This window comes from Candidatus Atribacteria bacterium (assembly GCA_011056645.1).
GTDB lineage: Bacteria > Atribacterota > Phoenicimicrobiia > Phoenicimicrobiales > Phoenicimicrobiaceae > Sediminicultor > Sediminicultor quartus.
Map to the genome: position 1 here is coordinate 1 of DSEL01000010.1, position 19,556 is coordinate 19,556.

The 19,556-nt window shown below is 34.7% G+C and carries 21 protein-coding genes; 18 read left to right on the plus strand and 3 right to left on the minus strand.

Going from position 1 to position 19,556, the window contains the following annotated elements; translation table 11 throughout:
* Positions 1 to 604: 604 nt before the first annotated feature.
* From ENO17_00340 to ENO17_00410, 15 genes are all read left to right on the plus strand, one after another.
* The gene (locus tag ENO17_00340; GenBank protein HER23504.1) at positions 605 to 745 is read left to right on the plus strand and encodes a 50S ribosomal protein L34; all 141 of its coding nucleotides are present in this window, start codon (positions 605 to 607) and stop codon (positions 743 to 745) included.
* Positions 736 to 1,104 (plus strand): ribonuclease P protein component, encoded by a 369-nt coding sequence (rnpA, locus tag ENO17_00345; protein ID HER23505.1) that lies wholly within the window; start codon positions 736 to 738, stop codon positions 1,102 to 1,104. Before ENO17_00340 ends, rnpA begins: the two co-directional genes overlap by 10 nt.
* Positions 1,105 to 1,194: 90 nt before the next feature.
* Positions 1,195 to 1,443 (plus strand): membrane protein insertion efficiency factor YidD, encoded by a 249-nt coding sequence (gene yidD, locus ENO17_00350; protein HER23506.1) that lies wholly within the window; start codon positions 1,195 to 1,197, stop codon positions 1,441 to 1,443.
* A gap of 78 nt (positions 1,444 to 1,521) precedes the next feature.
* Positions 1,522 to 2,439: a YidC/Oxa1 family membrane protein insertase gene (locus ENO17_00355; protein HER23507.1), complete on the plus strand. Its 918-nt coding sequence runs from the start codon at positions 1,522 to 1,524 to the stop codon at positions 2,437 to 2,439.
* A 42-nt stretch (positions 2,440 to 2,481) separates the two neighbouring features.
* Positions 2,482 to 3,000 (plus strand): KH domain-containing protein, encoded by a 519-nt coding sequence (locus tag ENO17_00360; GenBank protein ID HER23508.1) that lies wholly within the window; start codon positions 2,482 to 2,484, stop codon positions 2,998 to 3,000.
* Between the two features lie 440 nt (positions 3,001 to 3,440).
* Positions 3,441 to 4,853, plus strand: a complete 1,413-nt coding sequence (mnmE, locus tag ENO17_00365) for a tRNA uridine-5-carboxymethylaminomethyl(34) synthesis GTPase MnmE (protein HER23509.1) — start codon at positions 3,441 to 3,443, stop codon at positions 4,851 to 4,853.
* 499 nt (positions 4,854 to 5,352) lie between these two features.
* Positions 5,353 to 6,084, plus strand: coding sequence for a 16S rRNA (guanine(527)-N(7))-methyltransferase RsmG (gene rsmG, locus ENO17_00370; protein ID HER23510.1), 732 nt, complete (start codon positions 5,353 to 5,355; stop codon positions 6,082 to 6,084).
* A gap of 559 nt (positions 6,085 to 6,643) precedes the next feature.
* Positions 6,644 to 7,405 carry a ParA family protein gene (locus ENO17_00375; GenBank protein ID HER23511.1) on the plus strand — a complete coding sequence of 254 codons (762 nt, stop codon included), beginning with the start codon at positions 6,644 to 6,646 and terminating at the stop codon, positions 7,403 to 7,405.
* Positions 7,398 to 8,246: a ParB/RepB/Spo0J family partition protein gene (locus tag ENO17_00380; protein ID HER23512.1), complete on the plus strand. Its 849-nt coding sequence runs from the start codon at positions 7,398 to 7,400 to the stop codon at positions 8,244 to 8,246. The genes ENO17_00375 and ENO17_00380 overlap by 8 nt, the downstream gene beginning before the upstream one ends.
* Before the next feature lie 166 nt (positions 8,247 to 8,412).
* On the plus strand, positions 8,413 to 8,961 hold the full coding sequence (gene amaP, locus ENO17_00385; protein ID HER23513.1) for an alkaline shock response membrane anchor protein AmaP: 549 nt from the start codon (positions 8,413 to 8,415) through the stop codon (positions 8,959 to 8,961).
* A gap of 31 nt (positions 8,962 to 8,992) precedes the next feature.
* Positions 8,993 to 9,433 (plus strand): Asp23/Gls24 family envelope stress response protein, encoded by a 441-nt coding sequence (locus ENO17_00390; protein ID HER23514.1) that lies wholly within the window; start codon positions 8,993 to 8,995, stop codon positions 9,431 to 9,433.
* Complete coding sequence (locus ENO17_00395) at positions 9,434 to 10,666, plus strand: DUF401 family protein (GenBank protein HER23515.1); 1,233 nt, start codon at positions 9,434 to 9,436, stop codon at positions 10,664 to 10,666.
* 59 nt (positions 10,667 to 10,725) lie between these two features.
* Entirely contained in the window at positions 10,726 to 11,529 is an 804-nt protein-coding gene (locus ENO17_00400) for a phosphohydrolase (protein ID HER23516.1), read from the plus strand.
* A 132-nt stretch (positions 11,530 to 11,661) separates the two neighbouring features.
* Positions 11,662 to 13,158, plus strand: coding sequence for a threonine synthase (locus tag ENO17_00405; GenBank protein HER23517.1), 1,497 nt, complete (start codon positions 11,662 to 11,664; stop codon positions 13,156 to 13,158).
* A gap of 15 nt (positions 13,159 to 13,173) precedes the next feature.
* Positions 13,174 to 14,844, plus strand: coding sequence for an MBL fold metallo-hydrolase (locus ENO17_00410; GenBank protein HER23518.1), 1,671 nt, complete (start codon positions 13,174 to 13,176; stop codon positions 14,842 to 14,844).
* 94 nt (positions 14,845 to 14,938) lie between these two features.
* Here ENO17_00410 and ENO17_00415 read toward each other — a convergent pair whose 3' ends face one another.
* From ENO17_00415 to ENO17_00425, 3 genes are all read right to left on the minus strand, one after another.
* Positions 14,939 to 15,391: an Hsp20/alpha crystallin family protein gene (locus tag ENO17_00415; GenBank protein HER23519.1), complete on the minus strand. Its 453-nt coding sequence runs from the start codon at positions 15,389 to 15,391 to the stop codon at positions 14,939 to 14,941.
* 71 nt (positions 15,392 to 15,462) lie between these two features.
* The gene (gene trxA / locus ENO17_00420) at positions 15,463 to 15,798 is read right to left on the minus strand and encodes a thioredoxin (GenBank protein HER23520.1); all 336 of its coding nucleotides are present in this window, start codon (positions 15,796 to 15,798) and stop codon (positions 15,463 to 15,465) included.
* A 22-nt stretch (positions 15,799 to 15,820) separates the two neighbouring features.
* Positions 15,821 to 16,243 (minus strand): MarR family transcriptional regulator, encoded by a 423-nt coding sequence (locus ENO17_00425; protein ID HER23521.1) that lies wholly within the window; start codon positions 16,241 to 16,243, stop codon positions 15,821 to 15,823.
* Positions 16,244 to 16,532: 289 nt separating this feature from the next.
* Between ENO17_00425 and rlmD the strand changes: the two genes are divergently transcribed.
* The 3 genes from rlmD to ENO17_00440 are packed head-to-tail and all read left to right on the plus strand — an operon-like array spanning position 16,533 to position 19,523.
* Positions 16,533 to 17,897, plus strand: a complete 1,365-nt coding sequence (gene rlmD, locus ENO17_00430; protein HER23522.1) for a 23S rRNA (uracil(1939)-C(5))-methyltransferase RlmD — start codon at positions 16,533 to 16,535, stop codon at positions 17,895 to 17,897.
* Position 17,898: 1 nt separating this feature from the next.
* Positions 17,899 to 19,218, plus strand: a complete 1,320-nt coding sequence (locus tag ENO17_00435; GenBank protein ID HER23523.1) for a polynucleotide adenylyltransferase — start codon at positions 17,899 to 17,901, stop codon at positions 19,216 to 19,218.
* Positions 19,219 to 19,265: 47 nt separating this feature from the next.
* Entirely contained in the window at positions 19,266 to 19,523 is a 258-nt protein-coding gene (locus tag ENO17_00440) for a hypothetical protein (GenBank protein ID HER23524.1), read from the plus strand.
* Positions 19,524 to 19,556 lie beyond the last annotated feature (33 nt).

Below are 19,556 nucleotides of genomic sequence, written 5' to 3' on the forward strand. Positions count from 1 at the left end.
AAAAGAATTAAATTTTTATTTGTTAAAATTTGATTATAAAAGTTTTATAGATTGGAAAAGAGTTGTTAAAATATAAATTATTTCCGAAAACCTATTGTTAGTTGTGGTTTTAGGACTTTTCCCCAAAGTTCACAGCAGACTGTGGAAAACCCCGAGAAGAGCTTTTTTATTAAAATTTAGCATTTTCCGCAAAAAAGCAAACTCTAATACTTTATTTATAGATTATAAAACAGCTAAAAGTAAAGGTCTTAAAGAAGTTATTAACAGTTTATTAACATTTGTGGAAAACTTAGGGAAAAAAAGCAATTTATTTTGTTCTCATCATAGCAAAAAATTTTTTATTAAGCAAAAATATTTTTAGATGTGAATAAAGTTGCTCAAAATATCTACAAATGAATTTCAAAATGGGAAATTAAAGATTTGGATTTTAAATATAGATTACGCTTCGCGAGGATAATTAGATAAAAAAGTCGCTTTTTAGAAGTTTTTCTTTTTCTTAACTCGATATCCCCCTCTTTAACTTGACATTTAGAGGGCTTTAAAGATATAATTTTCATTGAATTTTAAATTCTACAATTTAATGATGAAGGAGAGAGACAGTTAAATGAAGCGGACTTATCAACCGAATACCAGAAAAAAACTGAAAGTACACGGATTTCGCCAAAGAATGAGCACTAAAGCCGGCCGCTTAGTATTAAAAAGAAGGCGTTTAAAAGGACGTAAACATCTTACGGTATCCGGATAATTCATGTTATAAAGACCAGAGGAATTTTGATAAAGAAAAAATTGTCAAAAACCAGTGAATTTAAGAAAGTGTTTTTGAAAGGCAGAAGAAGCGAAGGTAAAAACGCAGTTATATTTATTTTAAAAAACGAGTATAGCCTTAATCGATTAGGCGTTATAGTAAAAAAAGAGATAGGAAAAGCCGTCGTTAGAAATAAGGTAAAAAGAAGGTTAAAAGAAGCCGGCCGACTGATGGGCAAGAAATTATTTTTGGGGTATGATATAATTATACTGGCCAAAAAGAACATTGAGAAAGCAAGCTATTTTGAAATATGCCATGACTTGGAGAGCCTTTTTAATAAAGAAAAATTAATTTCATAAAAAAGTAGTAGACAGGATAGTAAAGCAATAACAATCTGTTTTTTATACGTGAAAGAAAAATAAATAGAGCTTCACAAAAGATTTTATTATATGGAAAAAATAATTATTTTAATAATAGGTTGGTATCAAAAATATATATCCCCCGTAAAACCTGCAACCTGCAGGTTTTACCCCACCTGTTCTGAGTATGCCGCGCAAGCCCTGAAAAAATACGGTCTTTTAAAAGGTCTATGGCTTTCTGTGGGGAGAATATTACGCTGCCACCCCTTTAACCCAGGCGGCTATGATCCTCTTCCTGATTCTTCGGAGGCGTGTTCACACAATAAAGTAAAAGTATAAATAAAATATATAATGATAAGATAAGTAAAATAGAAACAAGACAAAGAAAAAGAAAAACAAGAAAACAAAGGAGACAATATGTGGAGTTCATTGGTCGCGCTAGTCACTAAATTGCTCGTAATACTCTATGGTTTTACCCATAATTATGGAGTTGCTATTATATTGCTAACCATTCTTATTAGATTAATTCTGTATCCCTTAATGCAAAAACAGATGGTTTCTATGCGAGAGATGCAGAAAATCCAGCCTTTGATGAAGGCAGTACAGGATAAATATAAAAACGATAAAGAGAGATTAAATAAAGAGTTAATGGCTTTGTATAAGGAACATAAGGTCAATCCTATGAGCGGATGTTTGCCCTTATTGATTCAAATGCCAATATTAATACTATTATTCCAGGCTTTAAGAGTATTTGAATATTTAGACCCTATTACTAACAACATAGCTGGCGGGTTTTTATGGATTAAAAGTTATTATGCTGTTATGGAAAATGGCGAACTTGTAACCAAGGCAGGACTGGCTCTTTCTGAGCGCTTAATTCCTTTTGGAATCTTTGGATTAGAACATATTGGGATATTGCCCTTTTTAGTAGCTGGTTCAATGTATATTCAGCAAAAGATGACTTCTCCCGGTGGCACTTCGGGAAAAGGAGGAGGTTCTTCCGAACAGACCCAGAAGATGATGACCATAATGATGCCTTTGATGATCGGCTTTATGAGTTTTACCCTGCCTTCCGGTTTGACCCTTTACTGGTTTACCTCTACCCTTTTGGGGATTGGTCAGCAGTATCTAATTAATAAGAAAATGCCGGCAATAGATGAAATGCCAAAAGAGGTTATCTCGAGCAAAGAAGCGAAGCCAACCGAAGAAAAACCGAAAAAAGCGGTGTCAACCAAAGATGATTTTTGGATTCCAGGGTATGAAGGAACAAACGGAGAAAACCCTTCCGGGGGCAAGAGCAAAACCAAAAAATATAAAAAAAATAAAAGAAAATAAATTTGCAGTGTAGATGCATCAGATACAAAAGAGGGAGTAGACTTGAAAAATACTAATAACTCTAAATTAAGTTTTCAAAGGAAAGCCCAAACCACCCTGGAGAAAATAGTAAATCTTATTATAGAGGATGGAGAAGTACAGGCAATTGACCATGAAGAAGCCGATACCATTGTTTTAGGAATAAAAACCTCTAATCCCGGAGTATTAATTGGAAGACATGGACATACACTTGATGCCCTTCAATATATTGTAAACATAATTGCTAATAAAGAAATTGAAGAATCCGAACGAAGGAAGATAATGGTTGATATTGAAGGGTACAAGGAAAGAAGAGAAGACATTGTATCCAATTATGCTCGCGAAAAAGCCGAAATAGCGAAAAAGAACGGAAAAAAGGTTGCTCTTTGTTATATGAATGCAGTGGAAAGAAGGATTGTTCACCTTGTTTTACAAGGGGAGCCCCTGCTAAGCACCTATAGCGAAGGGACAGAGCCTTTTAGAAGAGTTATCATAGTACCGAAAGAAAACATAAACAATAATAACAACCAAGAAGAAGAATAATAATCGAGAATTATTAATAAGCATAAAAAGTTAGATATTATCTCCAGGATAAATATTGATCTTTTTATGCTTTTTCTTTTCGGACCACTTATTGTGGGAAGAAAGAAGAAAAATTATTTTAAAATAACAGGACAGGCTTCTTGTTTCCATAGCAATAATTAAATAATTGGAATATAATATTAGCAAAAACATAAGGGGTAAAAATTAGTTCGTATTCCTCACCCGGGAGTAGGTGGTGTCGCGAGCTTGTAGAAAATTACTTTATAACGAAACACCCGGCATGAAATAAAAACTTACCTAAAGAAACTGTAAATTCTGAATTGTGGCATTCTGTTTAAATTACAACTGATTTAGAAGGAAGAATCTGTTAACCGACTGCGCTATACTATTTAAAAGAATAACGCTAACCGCCCGCCATCAATTAAAAAAGGAGAATATTCATGAAATTTTGGGAAAATGATACTATTGCTGCTATTTCTACCCCAATGGGCGAAAGTGGAATCGGTATTGTCAGAGTAAGTGGCCCAAAAACCTTAGAAATAGCCCAAGAAGTATTCAGAGATAGAAACTTAAACAAAACAAAGGTGAAAAATTTCTTGAGCCATACTGTTCATTATGGATTTTTAATTGATCCGAGAAACGGAGAGAAAGTTGACGAGATCATTCTGATTTTAATGAAAAAACCCCAAACTTATACCCGGGAAGATACCGTTGAATTTAATTGTCATGGAGGTTCGCTCTCTCTCAGGAAAGCACTGGAAACAATTATTAGTTGCGGGGCAAGAATAGCTGATCCGGGAGAATTTACCAAGAGAGCCTTTTTAAACGGGAGGATTGATTTGAGTCAGGCAGAAGCGGTTATCGATCTAATTCAAGCTAAGACCGAAAGAAGTTTAAGTTCTTCATTAGCTCAATTAGGAGGAAGCCTAAATAAAAAGATTAAAGATATGAGAAAAAGATTAGTAAGAATTTCTACCGAAATTGAAGCACCTATGGATTTTCCCGACCAAGATATTGAAGAGAAAAGTCCAAAAAAGATAGAAGAAGATATCAATTGTATATTAAAGGAAATTAATTTTCTTATCGAGACGCTGGCTTATGGGAAAATACTCAAAGAAGGGATAAACGCCCTCATCGTTGGCAAGGCTAATGTAGGTAAATCAAGCCTTTTTAATACTTTGTTAAAAGAAAACCGTGCAATTGTTACCCACTTACCAGGTACGACAAGAGACGCCATTGAAGAGTTTATTAATATTCAGGGAATAGCTTTTAAAATTATAGACACCGCAGGACTTAAACCCCCAGAAAATATTATTGAAAAGATAAGTATTAAAAAGATGATGAAATATTTAAAAGAAGCTCAATTAATATTAGTGATGTTTGATGCAAGCACTCCCTTGTCCCTGGAGGACAAAGAAATAATCAAAGAAATTAATAAGGAAAACTATAAAAAAAATAAGGTGATAGTTATTGAAAATAAAATAGATTTGGGCGAGAAAATTGATCAAGGGAATCTATTGGGTCTATTAGACGTTAAAGACAGCATAAAGATGTCTTTAAAAGAAAAAATCGGCATAGAAGAGTTAGAGGAAAAATTGTTCAGGACCGCCATGGAGGGATTGGTAATACCGGAAAACGGGGTGGTTATCAATAATATAAGACAGGCAAATCAACTAAAGATGGCAAAAAAAGCTTTAGAACAAGTATTGTTAGGCTTAAAAAGGAAAATAACCTATGATTTTTTGACAGTCGACTTAAAAGATGCCCTGGACTCTCTCGGTGAAATAACCGGAGATTCGGTTAGTGATGAAATGGTTAGCGATATATTCTCTCGTTTTTGTATAGGAAAATAACCGATTAATTTTGCCTGATACAAAAAATATTTTCAGGAAAAAAGAATGTTCCACGTGGAACATTTCAAAAAAATGAAATGTGAATAAACTGTGGAAAACTTAAAATTTTTAAGAAACTAACCTTTTTTGCACCCTCTTCAAGTAAACTAAATTACTACTTATTAAAAAAAAGACAAATTCCACTTATGTAAACTATTTAATTACCGTATTTGCATCAGCCGACCATTTCCCTATAAATTAATAAAGATTTTTAATTGTAGTTTTTAAATATTTGAACTAAGATAGATTTAAATCATGGTTTTTTCTATATTTTTTATCAATGTGGAGAAATTGTGGAAAAGTAATACTATCCGATAGTAAATAGTGAACAGGCGTTAGCATATAATATGTAATATAGTGCAGAAAAAAATCGTAAAACAAAATTCGAACCTCACTCAGATTAGCCGTTTAGTAAATTATCCAGGTTAATTGGCGATCATTTAAAGAGGAGATTTATTTTTTGGATAAAGAATACAAAAATATATTAGTTCATGGTGCGCAAAAAATGGGAATTAAACTGAATACAGAACAGATTAGAAAATTTTCCCTATATTTAAAACTATTATCCCAATGGAATAAAAAAATAAACTTAACTTCTTTAAAAACACCACAGGAAATAATCGTGAAGCATTTTTTGGATTCTCTTAGCTGTATAAAGGCACTCAATAATTATACTAATTTAGAGAACGCCAGTATTATTGATGTTGGTACAGGCGCGGGTTTCCCAGGCCTACCGGTTAAAATAGTTTCCCCTTCAATCAGCTTATCACTTTTGGAAGCGAAAAAGAAAAAGATCATATTTTTAAATGAAATTAAACAAGAAATAAATTTTCAAAAAGTTGAGGTGCTTACCGGACGCGCAGAAACCTTTGGGAAACACCCGGATTATAGACAGAAATTTGATATCGTATTATCTAGGGCATTGGCTTCCTTGAGCACTTTGAGCGAATATTGTCTTCCCCTGGCAAGAGTGGGAGGGTTGTTTGTGGCACAAAAGGGTCGAGCGTATCAGGAAGAAACTAATAAAGCTCTCCGGGCAATTCAGCTTTTAGGCGGAGAACTAATTGGAGTGGAAAATCTAATAATTCCTTTTATGGACCAGGAAAGACATCTTTTAATAATAAAAAAAATAAAAGATACACCTTTGGAGTATCCCAGAAAAGAGGGCATTCCCCAAAAAAGACCTTTGTAATTTTGAAATATTTTTGATAATATAGTCTATATACGGAGTATCCTTAGTCGTCCGAGGTTGGCCAATTGCTTTATTCTTCAGTTAGCCAAAGATTGGCTGGCCAGCAAAAGACCGAGCAAAGACAGGACCAGAGGGAAGATTTTTGCCTGTTTATGAATAAAAGTGTGAGCTATAACTCATAAGCTCGAGAAAAGAAATTGCTCAAAACATTTTTCAATAGATTGATCTACTTTCACAGCAAATTCTTGGCAATTATATAAACATGGTAATTCAAGAAATAGTTTATTTTGTCTCTGTTTTGTACGCATTCTTTAATAAATAAAAAGTTGTTTGTTAAATATAAATCACCCTACCGATGAACGGGAGTACAATAAATAACCGTTCCACGTGGAACATTGATATTCGAACAAATGTTCAATAGCCATTACCAGTTCATTTATAATTTAATTTTAGATAACTTACGTCTCGTATTAAAAAGTAGACCATCATCCACTTACAATTAGCTTTTAATCCGTTTAATCTGATTTTTGTCTGGATCATTATTTTTAGGAGAATATCTATGACCAAAGTTTTGGCAATTACCAACCAAAAAGGCGGAGTAGGCAAAACAACCACCGCGGTAAATCTATGCACTTCTATAGCCTTATATAAAAGAAAAACTTTATTGATTGACATAGATCCTCAGGGGAATGCCAGCACCGGAATAGGCCTGGATAAAGCAAAAGTTAAAAGATGTATTTACGATGTCTTGATTAATCAAGCTCCGGCAAAGGAAATTGTTGTAGAAACTCAAATAAAAAATTTGGATATTTTACCTTCTACTATACAATTAGCAGGAGCAGAAATAGAATTGGTTAACTATATTTCCCGGGAAAATAAACTAAAGCACGCTATCAAGCCCATCAAAGATGATTATAATTATATCATCATTGATTGTCCGCCTTCTCTGGGTCTTTTAACCTTAAACTCTCTTACTGCTGCTGATGCGGTTATTATTCCTATTCAATGTGAATATTATGCCCTAGAAGGCATTGGGCAATTACTAAATACCATCAATCTGGTCAGAGAAAATCTAAATTCATCTTTGGAAATCGAAGGAATCTTACTGACCATGTATGATAGTCGAACAAATCTTTCACGCGATGTGGTTAAAGAAGTTCAAAAATATTTCCAGGGAAAGATATTTACAGCAGTTGTTCCGCGAAATGTCAGAGTGAGTGAAGCCCCCAGCTATGGCAAGCCCGTTGTTTTATATGACGTAAAATCTAAAGGAGCAATAGCTTATAAAAAATTAGCCCGAGAGGTGATATCAAATGGTTAAAAGAGGATTGGGAAAAGGGTTAGAAGCTCTTATCCCCAAAGCTGAACAAAAAGAAAAAGGATTTGTGGTTGAGATAGACCTGGAAGATCTGACCCCCAACCTTTTTCAGCCTCGTAAAAATTTTGATCAAGAAAAAATGGAGGAATTGAAAGAATCCCTTAAAAAGCACGGAATGATTCAACCCATTGTAGTAAGGAAGACGGCTAACGGATATGAGATTGTAGCCGGAGAGCGTCGATTAAAGGCAGCCAAAGAGATTGGCCTAAAGAAGATACCGGCAATTATTATGAACCTTAACAATGAAAAAAGCTTGGAAATTGCCTTAGTTGAAAATATTCAGAGAGAGGATCTTAATCCTATTGAGCAGGCTAATGCCTTCAAAAGATTGGTGGACGAATTTAACCTTACTCAGCAAGAATTAGCGGAAGCAACCGGAAAGAGCAGGACATTGGTTACCAATACCATCCGGCTGTTAAAACTGAATCCGGAGATACAAAAAAACATCTCGGAGGGGAAAATATCTTTTGGTCATGCCAAATTATTATTAAGTATCGAAGATGAAGAGCTGCAAAAGGCAGTGTGTAACAGAATAATAGCTAATGGATTATCGGTAAGAGACGCAGAGCATCTGGTTAAGAATATCGAAAAAGCACAAAAAAAACCATTTAAAGTTAAAAATATTACCATTGAACGCTTCCCAGAGGTAGAGGGAAGATTAAGAGATGCGTTAGGGACCAAAATAAGCATATTATATGACGGAAGAAAAGGAAAGATAAATATAGAATTTTATAACAAAGAAGATTTGAGGAGAATCACTGATCTATTACTAAAAGAAAGATAAACAATAAGTAAATTTTTAAATATCGCCTATCGAGAATAGTGTAATAATGAGCAATTTGATTGACTCCTCTGGCAGATAACTAAGGGATTAAGATACCATCATTGGAGAGCTTAAGTCCTAACCATAGAAAGTAAACATAAACAAGAAATAGAAAGGATGGATTAAAATGAGTAAAGATAGTTTTAATAATTTAGTTTTTGTTTTGTTTGTAGCAATTACGGTTTTTATCTCTGGGATTTTTTTAGCCCTTTTTTTTAGACTGTTTTCCCTGGAAAGTTTTTTCTTCAAAACAAATTACTTGATCTATTCCAATTTTCTTAACCAAATTATTCTGGGCGTAATAGGAGTATCGTTAATTGTTTTCGCTGTTTATTTGATCTGGCAAAAAGCTCAGATAGGCAAGGGAAATTTATCAGTAGTTCAGAAGACCTCGCTTGGAGAAATTAAAATTTCTATTGGGTCTATAAAATACTTAGTCCAAAAGGTAGTTAAAGGGATGTCAGAAATTACAGAAACAAAACCAGAGATTAATATTATAAAGCCCGGGGGAATAAAGATGGATCTTCATCTTGCTGTAAAGCAGGACATAAACATTCCCGAGCTTTCGGAGAAAATTCAGCGCAAATTAAAGGCATATCTCTTGGATACATGTGGAATAGAAGCCAAAGAGATAAAAATTCACGTAGATAAAATATTTTATGAAGACCAAAAATAGATTAGGAATCTTTTAAAAGGGCGGTGAGGAAATGCCATATATGCAGGCTATTAAGAAAAATCCCCAAGAACAAAAATTAGGAAACGTAACGGTTTCCAAAGAAGTAGTTGCCGTAATTGCTGCTTTAGAAACCATAAAAACTAAAGGTGTAGTCGGTATTACCAGTGGGTACAGAGGCAAATTGGCCAATATATTGTCCCGTAAGGACTGTGCTAAAGGGGTAGAAGTAGGAATGAAGGCGGGAGAAACGACTATTACCATTCCTATTATTACCGCTTACGAAGTAGGAATTTTTAAAGTAGCTGAAGAGGTACAACATAAAGTAAAAAATGCCGTTTGCTCCCTGACCGGATTGAAAGTTACCAAGGTTGATATTAATATCCAGGGGATTAAATTTAAAGAAAAAACAGAGAAACCAAGAAAAGAAACGCAAAAGAAGAAAGAAATAAAGAATAAAGCGCAGAAAGAATAAATTGGTGAAACTAAAGTGACAGAAATTGTAAAATTATTAGTCGTAGTCGCAGTGATCATTTTCTTGATAAGAAAGAAATGGAATTTAGAATACACTATACTGCTGGCTTCCCTGTTGGTAGGGGTGTTCTTCGGGTTAAGCCCGGTTCAAATGGGAGAAAATATTATTTTTGCTCTCATAGATCCCACAACACTAAGACTCATGGGAATAATTGTGCTGGTTTATATTTTAAGCGGTGTTTTGAGAAAAGTAGAAAGCCTAAAAGATTTAACTGATTCTCTTGGGCAATTAGTCAAAGATTACCGCCTTATATTGGCTTTCATACCAGCCTTATTGGGTTTAATACCTATGCCTGCCGGGGCAATGTTTTCTGCCCCCATGGTTAAAGAGATAGGAGATCGAGAAGGTCTTACCGGAGAAGAAAACACTTTTGTTAATTATTGGTTTCGACATGTTTGGGAATTTGTCTGGCCTCTCTTTCCGGGAATGATATTATTTGCCGGTTTATTACAAGTAGAAATTCAAGAAGTTATTTTGATTCAATTCCCCTTGACCATTATGGCAATAATAGTGGGCTTTATCTGGGAGTATAAAAATTTAAGAAAAGTAATCACTCCCGTTAACAAAAAAGCCATTTTACTTAATTTAAAAAAGTTGTTTTTTGGAGTCTGGCCTATTTTGCTGATTATCATCTTGGTATTGGCAGTAAATTTAGACCTTTTACTTTCTTTAATATTAGTAATTCTATCTTTGTTTATATTGAATTTCCCCAAATTTAAACTCCCCATAGTAAAGAAGATCATTAAAAATGACGTAGATTTAAACGTGGTGATCTTAATTGCCAGTATTATGATTTTTCAGAGGATACTGCAGGCCTCGGGAGGAATAGAGGTTATCCCTGAGGTATTTACTAAATTAGGAGTCCATCCTTATCTTGTTTTGTTTAGCATTCCCTTTTTTATCGCAGCGATGACCGGAGTAACCACCGCAGCAATAGGAATAGGCCTGCCGGTCCTTCTACCCATAATTATTCAAGGGGAAGCAAATCTGTATTATGCCATGTTAGCCTTCACCGGTAACTATATAGGAGTCATGATTTCTCCCATGCATTTATGTTTGGTGGTGACCAAAAATTATTTTAAAGTAGATATGGGAAAAGTATATAAAATATTAATTTTGCCTCTGGCCATTATTACTTTAAGCGCCTTTATTTTGGTAATGGTTAGAACATAGTTCAGAAATTTTTTTACATTATTGTAGGGATGGTTCTTGAGAAAAATAGGAGGAATAAAATGAGAAAATCACCCAAAGAGGTAGAGATAGAAAAGGAAATATTGGAAATGTTAAGCGGAAAGCCGGCTATGGCAGCTTCTTTAATTTTTAATGATGAAGAAGCACAAGCCTTACGAAATTATGCCAACACAGTTTCTATAAAACGATTGGGTTATAATGACCATGGTCCGGTACATATGAGTAAAACAGCATTAAACGCCATGATCATGTTCGATATATTAAGTAAAAACGGAATTAAATTTAATCTGGAAGAAGAGAAAATTGGTACTGCCGAAGATAGTAAAGTAGCGGTATTAATATCATCCTTGCTGCACGATGTAGGCATGTCAGTGGGTCGGGAAAATCACGAGCTGTTAGGGGTTATTTTTGCTGCTCCCATTATTGGAAGAGTACTGACCAAAATTTACAATAAGGATATTGAAACGAAAATCATTGTTTACTCTTTAATTGTTGAAGGTATTGCTGGACACATGGCTACACAAGATATTCATTCTCTGGAAGCCGGACTGGTTTCAATCGGAGATGGATGCGACATGGAAAAGGGTAGAGCGCGGATTATTTTTCTTTTGTCACGTACTCCCCAGGTAGGAGATATCCACAAGTATTCCGCCAATTCCATCCAAAATGTAGAAATTATACAGGGGGAAGAGAAGCCCATTAGGATAATTGTAGAGATGACTGAGTCGGTGGGTTTTTTCCAGATAGAACAAGTCCTATTTCCCAAGATTTTATCGAATCCGGTAAAACCCTATATAGAACTTTATGGCAGAGTAACCGGAGAAGAAATGAGACGCTATCTGTAAATACCTGCCTGGTAACTCGTGAATCGTATCTCTCTAAGATGGTTAGCCAGTTTACCTTCTTACTAATTGGGCAATTGGTGAATCGGTAAATCGGAGAATTAATACAGATTAGCGAACTAATAGGAGAATATTATGCAAGTGAACAATCTTTATTACCAAAGTACCCGAGGGGACAAAAAGAGGGTTTTATCCGCCGAAGCGATTATAAAAGGCATTGCCGGGGATGGTGGGTTGTTTGTTCCCGAAACCATGCCCCAGATAGAAAAGGATTTCAACGGATTAAAAAATACTACCTATAAAGAATTAGCCTTTTTGATAATCAAGAAATTTTTTACCGATTATCAAGAAGACGAGCTAAAAGATTGTATAAATAAAGCCTATGAGGATAAATTTGATAACGAGATGATTGCTCCTCTTTGCAAAAAGATGGGAACATATTTTTTAGAGCTTTATCATGGACCGACACTGGCCTTTAAAGATATGGCTTTATCTCTGCTCCCCCATATTTTAAAAAAAGCTGCCCAAAAATTAAATCTTAATCAGGAAATAGTTATTTTAACCGCTACCTCCGGAGATACCGGGAAAGCCGCACTTCAAGGTTTTGCCGGGGTAGAAGGGATCAAAATAATAGTATTTTTCCCCCATAAAGGGGTTAGCAAGATACAAGAAAGACAGATGCTTACTCAGGAAGGGGAAAATACTTTTGTGATAGGCATAAGAGGGAATTTTGATGATGCCCAGAAAGGGGTCAAGGAGATATTTGAAGACCCCGTCTTCAATAAAAAAATAGAAGAAAAAAATACCCTCTTTTCTTCAGCAAATTCTATCAACATTGGCCGCCTGATTCCCCAAATAGTATATTACTTTTATGCTTATTTAAATATGTTGCGTAGAAGTGAAATTAAGCATGGCGAAAAGGTAAACATAGCTGTCCCCACCGGTAATTTTGGAGATATTTTGGCAGCTTACTACGCTAAAGAGATAGGCTTACCGATAGATAAATTAATCTGTGCTTCTAATGAAAATAAGGTACTAGCAGAGTTTTTTGAAACCGGAGTCTACGACAAGCGCAGAAAAATGGTGCTGACCATTTCTCCTTCGATGGATATACTGGTTTCCAGCAATCTGGAGAGATTGTTATGGGTGATAAACGAAGGGGAGGGTCAAAAGGTAAAGGAGCTAATGGATTCTCTAAAAGAGAAAGGCTACTATCGGATAGATTTTAAAACAAAGAATAAATTAAAGGATTTTTATGGAGGATTTGCTTATCAAGAGGAATCCCGCCGATGTATAAAAGAGATATTCGAGAAGTCGAAATATTTGGTCGACCCCCATACGGCAGTAGCTTATGCCGTATATAAGCAATATATTGCAAAAACCGGGGATAAAACCAAGACAGTTATTGTGGCCACAGCCAGCCCCTTTAAATTTACCAAAAGTGTTATGGAATCAATAGATAACCGCTATAAAAAATTTGACGATTTTGAATTAATAAAAAGGATGTCTGATTTAGCTCAAATTCCCATTCCGCCAGGGATAAGGGATATTGAGAAAAAGCCTATCCGGCATAAAACGATTTGCGAAAAAGAGGAAATGAGAGCAAAGATAGCCGAAATCTTAAATTTATAGAAAGGAAAATGCGATATGAAAATATCTTTTTTGGGTGCGACTAAAATAGTTACTGGAAGTAACTTCTTAATTGAGACCGGTAATGTTAAATTTTTAATAGATTGCGGAATGTTTCAAGGGAGCAAATTAATTAACCGCATGAACTATAGAACTTTTAGCTTCAATCCCAGGGAAATAGATTTTGTAATTCTATCTCACGCTCACATAGACCACAGCGGAAGGATACCCAAATTAGTAAAGGAAGGTTTTAGAGGAAGCATATACTCTACCAGGGCAACCGCCGATTTATGCTCTATCATGCTCCCCGATAGCGGGCATATTCAGGAGATAGAAAATGAATGGGATAATCGGAAGAGAATAAGATCGGGAGAAAAATTGAGAGAACCTCTTTACACCCTGAAAGAAGCGGAAGAGAGCCTGAAATATTTTAAGCCGTTCTTGTATGACCAAAAAATAGAAATAAACCAAGAAGTCACTTTAAGATTTAGGGATGCCGGGCACATATTAGGGTCTTCCATCATTGAGTTGTGGATAAGAGAAGAGGGGAACAAAGAGACCAAATTAGTATTCTCGGGTGATTTAGGGAGACGGAATAGGCCTATTTTAAGAGACCCCCGCCTTATCGATGAAGCAGATTATCTGATTGTAGAATCAACTTACGGAAATAGGCTGCATCCTCCCTCAGAAGATGATACCAAAAAATTGATCGCTATTATAAATGCTACCATGAAAAGAAGAGGAAATATAGTAATTCCTTCTTTTGCAGTGGAGAGAGCCCAGGATATAATTTATGAGTTAAACCAATATTATACCGAATACATTCAAACCGAAGACCGGGATTTTTTAAATGTGCCGGTCTATGTAGATAGTCCGTTAACTTTCTCAGCAACAGAGATATTTTTGAGAAATCCAGATTGTTTTGACGAAGATGCCTTAAAGCTTATAAGTATAGGAAATAATCCTTTGGATTTTAGAAATTTAAGATTTACGCGTACCACAGAAGAATCAAAGCAGATAAATTTTTCCAAAGAAAGCAAAGTGATCATTTCAGCTAGCGGGATGTGTACTGCTGGAAGAATAAAACATCACCTGAAGCATAATTTATGGAGAAAGGAGTCCAGTATTGTTTTTGTCGGTTATCAGGCGGAGGGGACCCTGGGAAGAAGGATAAAGGAAGGCGAGAAAGTGGTTAAAATATTTGGCGAAGAGATCCGGGTAAATGCTGAGATATACTCTTTAGACGGGTTTTCAGGTCATGCTGATAGGGAAGGGATTATGCAGTGGATAAAAGCATTTAAAAATAAACCAAAAAAAATATTCGTCGTACACGGGGAAGAGGAAGCAGCCGGGGAAATTTCTAAAAGGATTGAAGAAGAATTGAAAATTAAAACCTATACCCCGGAACTGGGAGAAAGGTTATCTATTGAAGAAGAAAAAGTATTGCCCGGCGAAAGATTAGAGATACGCGGAAAAAGTGTAGAGTCCCGAGGAATAGAGGAGAATATTGAAAAATTAAAATCAATATTCTGGCCAGTGTTAAAAAGATTGGAACTTAAGGCTGATCAGAGTGCTAACAGTGAAGAATTAAATAGTTATAAAAATAAACTTATTGATATACAAAAAGATATATTAGATTTAAATATGTTAATCACTGAAGAGAATAAAGAAGAGAATAATAAAAATTAGGGATTAATACCAAAATCAAAAGCGAGCTCTAAGCTTACATTTAGAGCTCGCTTTTTTATTAAAGTTAAGGGAGTGGGTTAATTGTAATTTCTCATTATTCGGGTTTAATTTCTATTTCTTTTGGTTTAACTTCTTCGACTTTGGGGAGAACAATTTCTAATATTCCATTCTTGTAAGAAGCCTTTGTTTTTGTATTATCTACTTGGACGGGAAGGGCGATCGTTCTAGAATAACTTCCAAAAGCCCTTTCACAACAGTAGTAGTTTTCTTTTTTTGTTTCTTTTTCTTCTTTTCTTTCTCCCCGAATAGCCAGTGTATTTTCACTTAAAGAGATCTTTACGTCTTTTTTGTCTACTCCTGGAAGTTCAGCTTTGACGATGATGTTGTCTTTTTCATCGATAACATCAACCAGCGGAGACCATTCTCCTCCTTCTAACCATTTTTTTCTCAAGTGTCTACTCTGGGGTATGATTTCGAAATCAAAGAATTCATCAAAAAGATTTCTTAAGTTTTTCATTTCTTTTGGTTCCCATGGTACTATAGCCATAATATCACCTCCCAAAATTTAATTATTTTTTTGTTTGTTTTTTTCACTCCCTTAACTGGGTAAAACAAAAGCTAAAGTAGAGGATTTAATTTTTCTTGTAACTTTTCTTTTGACGTGACTCCTACAGTGCGACCAACTTCTTTGCCTTCTTTGAAGGCGATTAAAGTAGGAATGCCCTGGATGCCATATTGAGCTGCGATGTTTTGGTTCTCGTCGGTATTTAACTTACATACTTTAAGTTTACCTTTGTTTTCTTCGGCTAATTTTTCAACAGTAGGTGCTAACATTCGGCAAGGCATACACCAGGGTGCCCAAAAATCCACCAATACTGGAATGGAAGATTCTAAAACTTCCTGCTTGAAATTATTTCCATTTACTTCTACTTCTAATGATTTACTATTTTCCATCGATTTTTTACTCCTTTATTTTTTATTCTTGACGAAAAATTTTAATGATTAATTCCAATCCTTCTCTTATTAATTCTAATTCTTCTATGGATAATTTTTCTTTGATTCTTCTTTCGTAATTATTCCTTTCCTGCTCGATCTGTTCTTTAATTTTTGTTCCTTTGGATGAAAGAGATAAAACAAATGATCTTCTGTCTTCTGAGTTAGTCATCCTTATTAAATATTTTTTTCTCACCAGTCCATCTATTATCCGGCTACTCCGGGAAGGAGATAGACCCATCTTTTTAGACAAAACATTACAAGTTATTCTTTCTGCAGTTTTAATTTCCATGACCGCCTTGTATTCTGCTAAAGAAACATTGCATAGAGTTCGAATTTGCCGTTCATCTTCCAAGCATCCCTTTTTTAATTCGATTATTAGATCTACTAAATTCTTTTCCATCATACTATTAACCTTTTGCTATTAGCAATATTTGCTAATGACAATTATATAGGATAAAATTTTATCTGTCAAGTATTTTTAAAAAAAATTTTAGGATTTTTTAAAGTCCTGCCCCTCAACAGTCTACTGAACTTAAGAGAGGGAGACAAAAAAGCTATTCTTTGTTATGCTATTATATAGAGCGAGTAAGATGTGGTAAAATAAATAGCATCAATTAACAGAAAATATACAATGTTAACTTCAGGAGATAGACCTGAAAAAGGGGCGAAATTAGTATTTATCAGGAGATAATATGAAGGATAAACCAGTAAAGCTGGAAGAAAACTACGAGTTTTTTATAAATAGCTATTCTCATCAGGGAGAAGGAGTTGGCAGAATAGACAATTTTGCTATTTTTGTGCCGAAGATAATTTTAGGCGAAAGAGTTAGGGTAAGAATTACCGATGTAAAAAAGAATTTCGCCCGCGGAAAATTAATTCAAGTGATTTCTTCTTCTCCCGATAGAATAAATCCCCCCTGCCCAGTTTATCATCTCTGCGGAGGATGCCAATTGCAGCATATAGCTTATGAAAAACAGTTAGAAATGAAAAAGGAAATAGTAGAAAATGCTTTGAATAGGATAGGCAATCAAAATATCAAAACTTTGCCTATTATAGGAATGAAAGATCCCTGGCGTTATCGCAATAAAGGGTATTTTCACCTTGCCCGAGAGAACGGAAAAATACGATTAGGATTTTATAAGTCCAAAAGCCATGCTCTTGTCCCTGCCTGCCAGTGCTGCTTGTTTAGCGAGGCGATTAATCGTCTGATAAAATATCTGGGAGAGCAGTTAACTCAGCAGGACATGAGTATCTATGATTGTAAAACAGATCAGGGAAATTTAAGAGGAATAATATTAAAAGAAAGCAAAAATACTGGAGAGATAATGGTAATTTTTATCACCAAAGAAGAAAAACTAAAGATAGATGAAACATTTTTAGATAATCTTATTAAAACTTTTTCTCAAACGGTTTCTGTTTATCAAAATATCAATAAAAGTTCAAAGATACTGCCATTAGGAAAAGGCTTTAAACTTCTAAGGGGAAAAACAAGCATAGAGGATACCATTGGTTCTTTTAAATTTAAAATATCGCCTGCATCTTTTTTTCAGGTCAATGTTTCTCAGGCTCAGGTATTATATGAAAAAATATTAGAATATGCAAATTTATGCGGAGAAGAGACGGTTATCGATTCTTATTGTGGAACCGGAACTATCTCCATCTATTTGGCCGGTAAAGCTAAAAGAGTTTACGGATTAGAATTAGAAAAAGGAGCAGTCAGAGATTCCCGGGAAAATTGTAAGCTTAACAACCTTTCTAATTTAAAATTTTTTACCGGAGAAGCAGAGAAATGGCTTTGCAGATGGATTAAAAATCGAGAAGAAGTTCAAATTATGGTAATAGATCCACCCCGCACGGGATGTTCCCGGGAGATGTTAAGGGATATAATAAAAACTAAACCCGAAAAAATTTTATACGTTTCCTGTAATTTACCTACCCTGGCTCGAGACATCAAGTACCTTGCCCAAAGTGGCTATAAGCTGGAAAAAGTCCAACCTGTAGATATGTTTCCTCAAACAAGACACATCGAATGCATAACATATCTAAGAAGGTGTTAAGATGGAAAAAGACAAAAAAGAGAATAGACTTAATTTAAAGATAGAATCCCAAGACATAGACCCGGGAGCGTTATTTATTACCAGGAGATTGAATGACTCAGGTTACGAGGCTTTGGTGGTGGGAGGATGTATCCGTAATCTGATCATGGGAGAGAAAGCTCACGATTGGGATATCACCACGAGTGCTAGCGCGGATGAAATTTTCCGAATTTTTAAAGAATTTAAAGTGATTCCGGTGGGTAAAAAATTTGGGACAGTTAGTGTAGTTGTTAAGCAGGTTAATTATGAAGTAAGTACCTTTAAAAAAAATAAATCAGCCATCGCTTCAAGTTTAGTGGAAGATTTAGGGCACCGTGATTTTACCATAAATGCCTTTGCCTGGAGTGAAACGGAAGGAGTAATCGATTATTTTAACGGATTAGGGGGCATTAAAGAAAGGGTAATAAGAGGAGTAGAGGATCCTATAGAAAGAATTAAAGAGGATCCGCTAAGAATGCTAAGAGCAGTAAGATTAGCCTGTGAACTTGATTTTAAAATAGAGAAAGCTACTCTTTCGGCGATAAAAAAGAATAGTTCAAAGATTAAAAAAGTAAGCCCGGAGAGAGTCAGGGATGAATTTACTAAAATACTACTGAGTAACGATTCTAAAAGAGGATTTAAATTATTATATCGGCTGGGGCTTTTAAGATTTGTTATACCGGAGTTGCAAAAATTTGCGGGAGTTTATAGAGAAAATTCTTACGGAGAAGAAGATTTATTGGGACGCTCTTTAGATATAGTGACGAACTTGCCTCCAAATTTAAATTTGCGGTTATCGGCTCTATTGTATAATATAGGTAGCATAATGCATTTAGATGAAAAAAAGAATATTGCGGTTAAAATATTACAGCGGTTAAAATTTAAAAACCAGGTGATTAAAAAAGTTAACATCCTAACTAAAGAAAATTGGCTAGTTCTCAATTTTTCAAAAAAAATAAATATAAGAAGACTTGCCTCGCGGATAGGCATAGAAAATTTAGAGGATGCCTGGGAGTTAAAAAAAGCATTTATCAAAGAAAACCCTAATACTGAAAGATTTAGGTTAGCTGAAATCGAAAGAGCAGAGAACAATATAAGCGAAACCCTTAAGGAAGGACCGCCCGTATCTTTTAAAGATTTAACCATAAAAGGTAAAGATCTTATTGAATTATTGGGATATCAAGAAGGAAAAGAAATAGGAGAAATTTTAAAAAAACTTCTTAAGATAGTTACGGAAAATCCAGAATTAAATAAAAAAAAGATACTGCTTGAACTAGCAAAAAATCAAAAAAGCAGTTGTTAAAATATAAATCGGTTTGATAAATTTTAAAAAAGCAGGAGATAAACCAAATGAGTATATTTGAAGCAATTATGATAGCTTGTTTTGGAGCAGCTTGGCCGTTTTCTATCTATAAATCCTATACTTCAAGAAGTAATGAAGGTAAAAGTTTATTTTTTTTATTGGTCGTGCTTATAGGTTATTCCTCGGGTGTGTTGCATAAATTAATTTACAATTTTGATCTAATTATCTACTTATATGTCTTAAATTTTTGTTTTGTATTTACTGATATAATCTTGTATTTTAGAAATAAAAGATTAAATAATTAATTGGATTTATACTGCTCCCCTTTAACAAAAGTA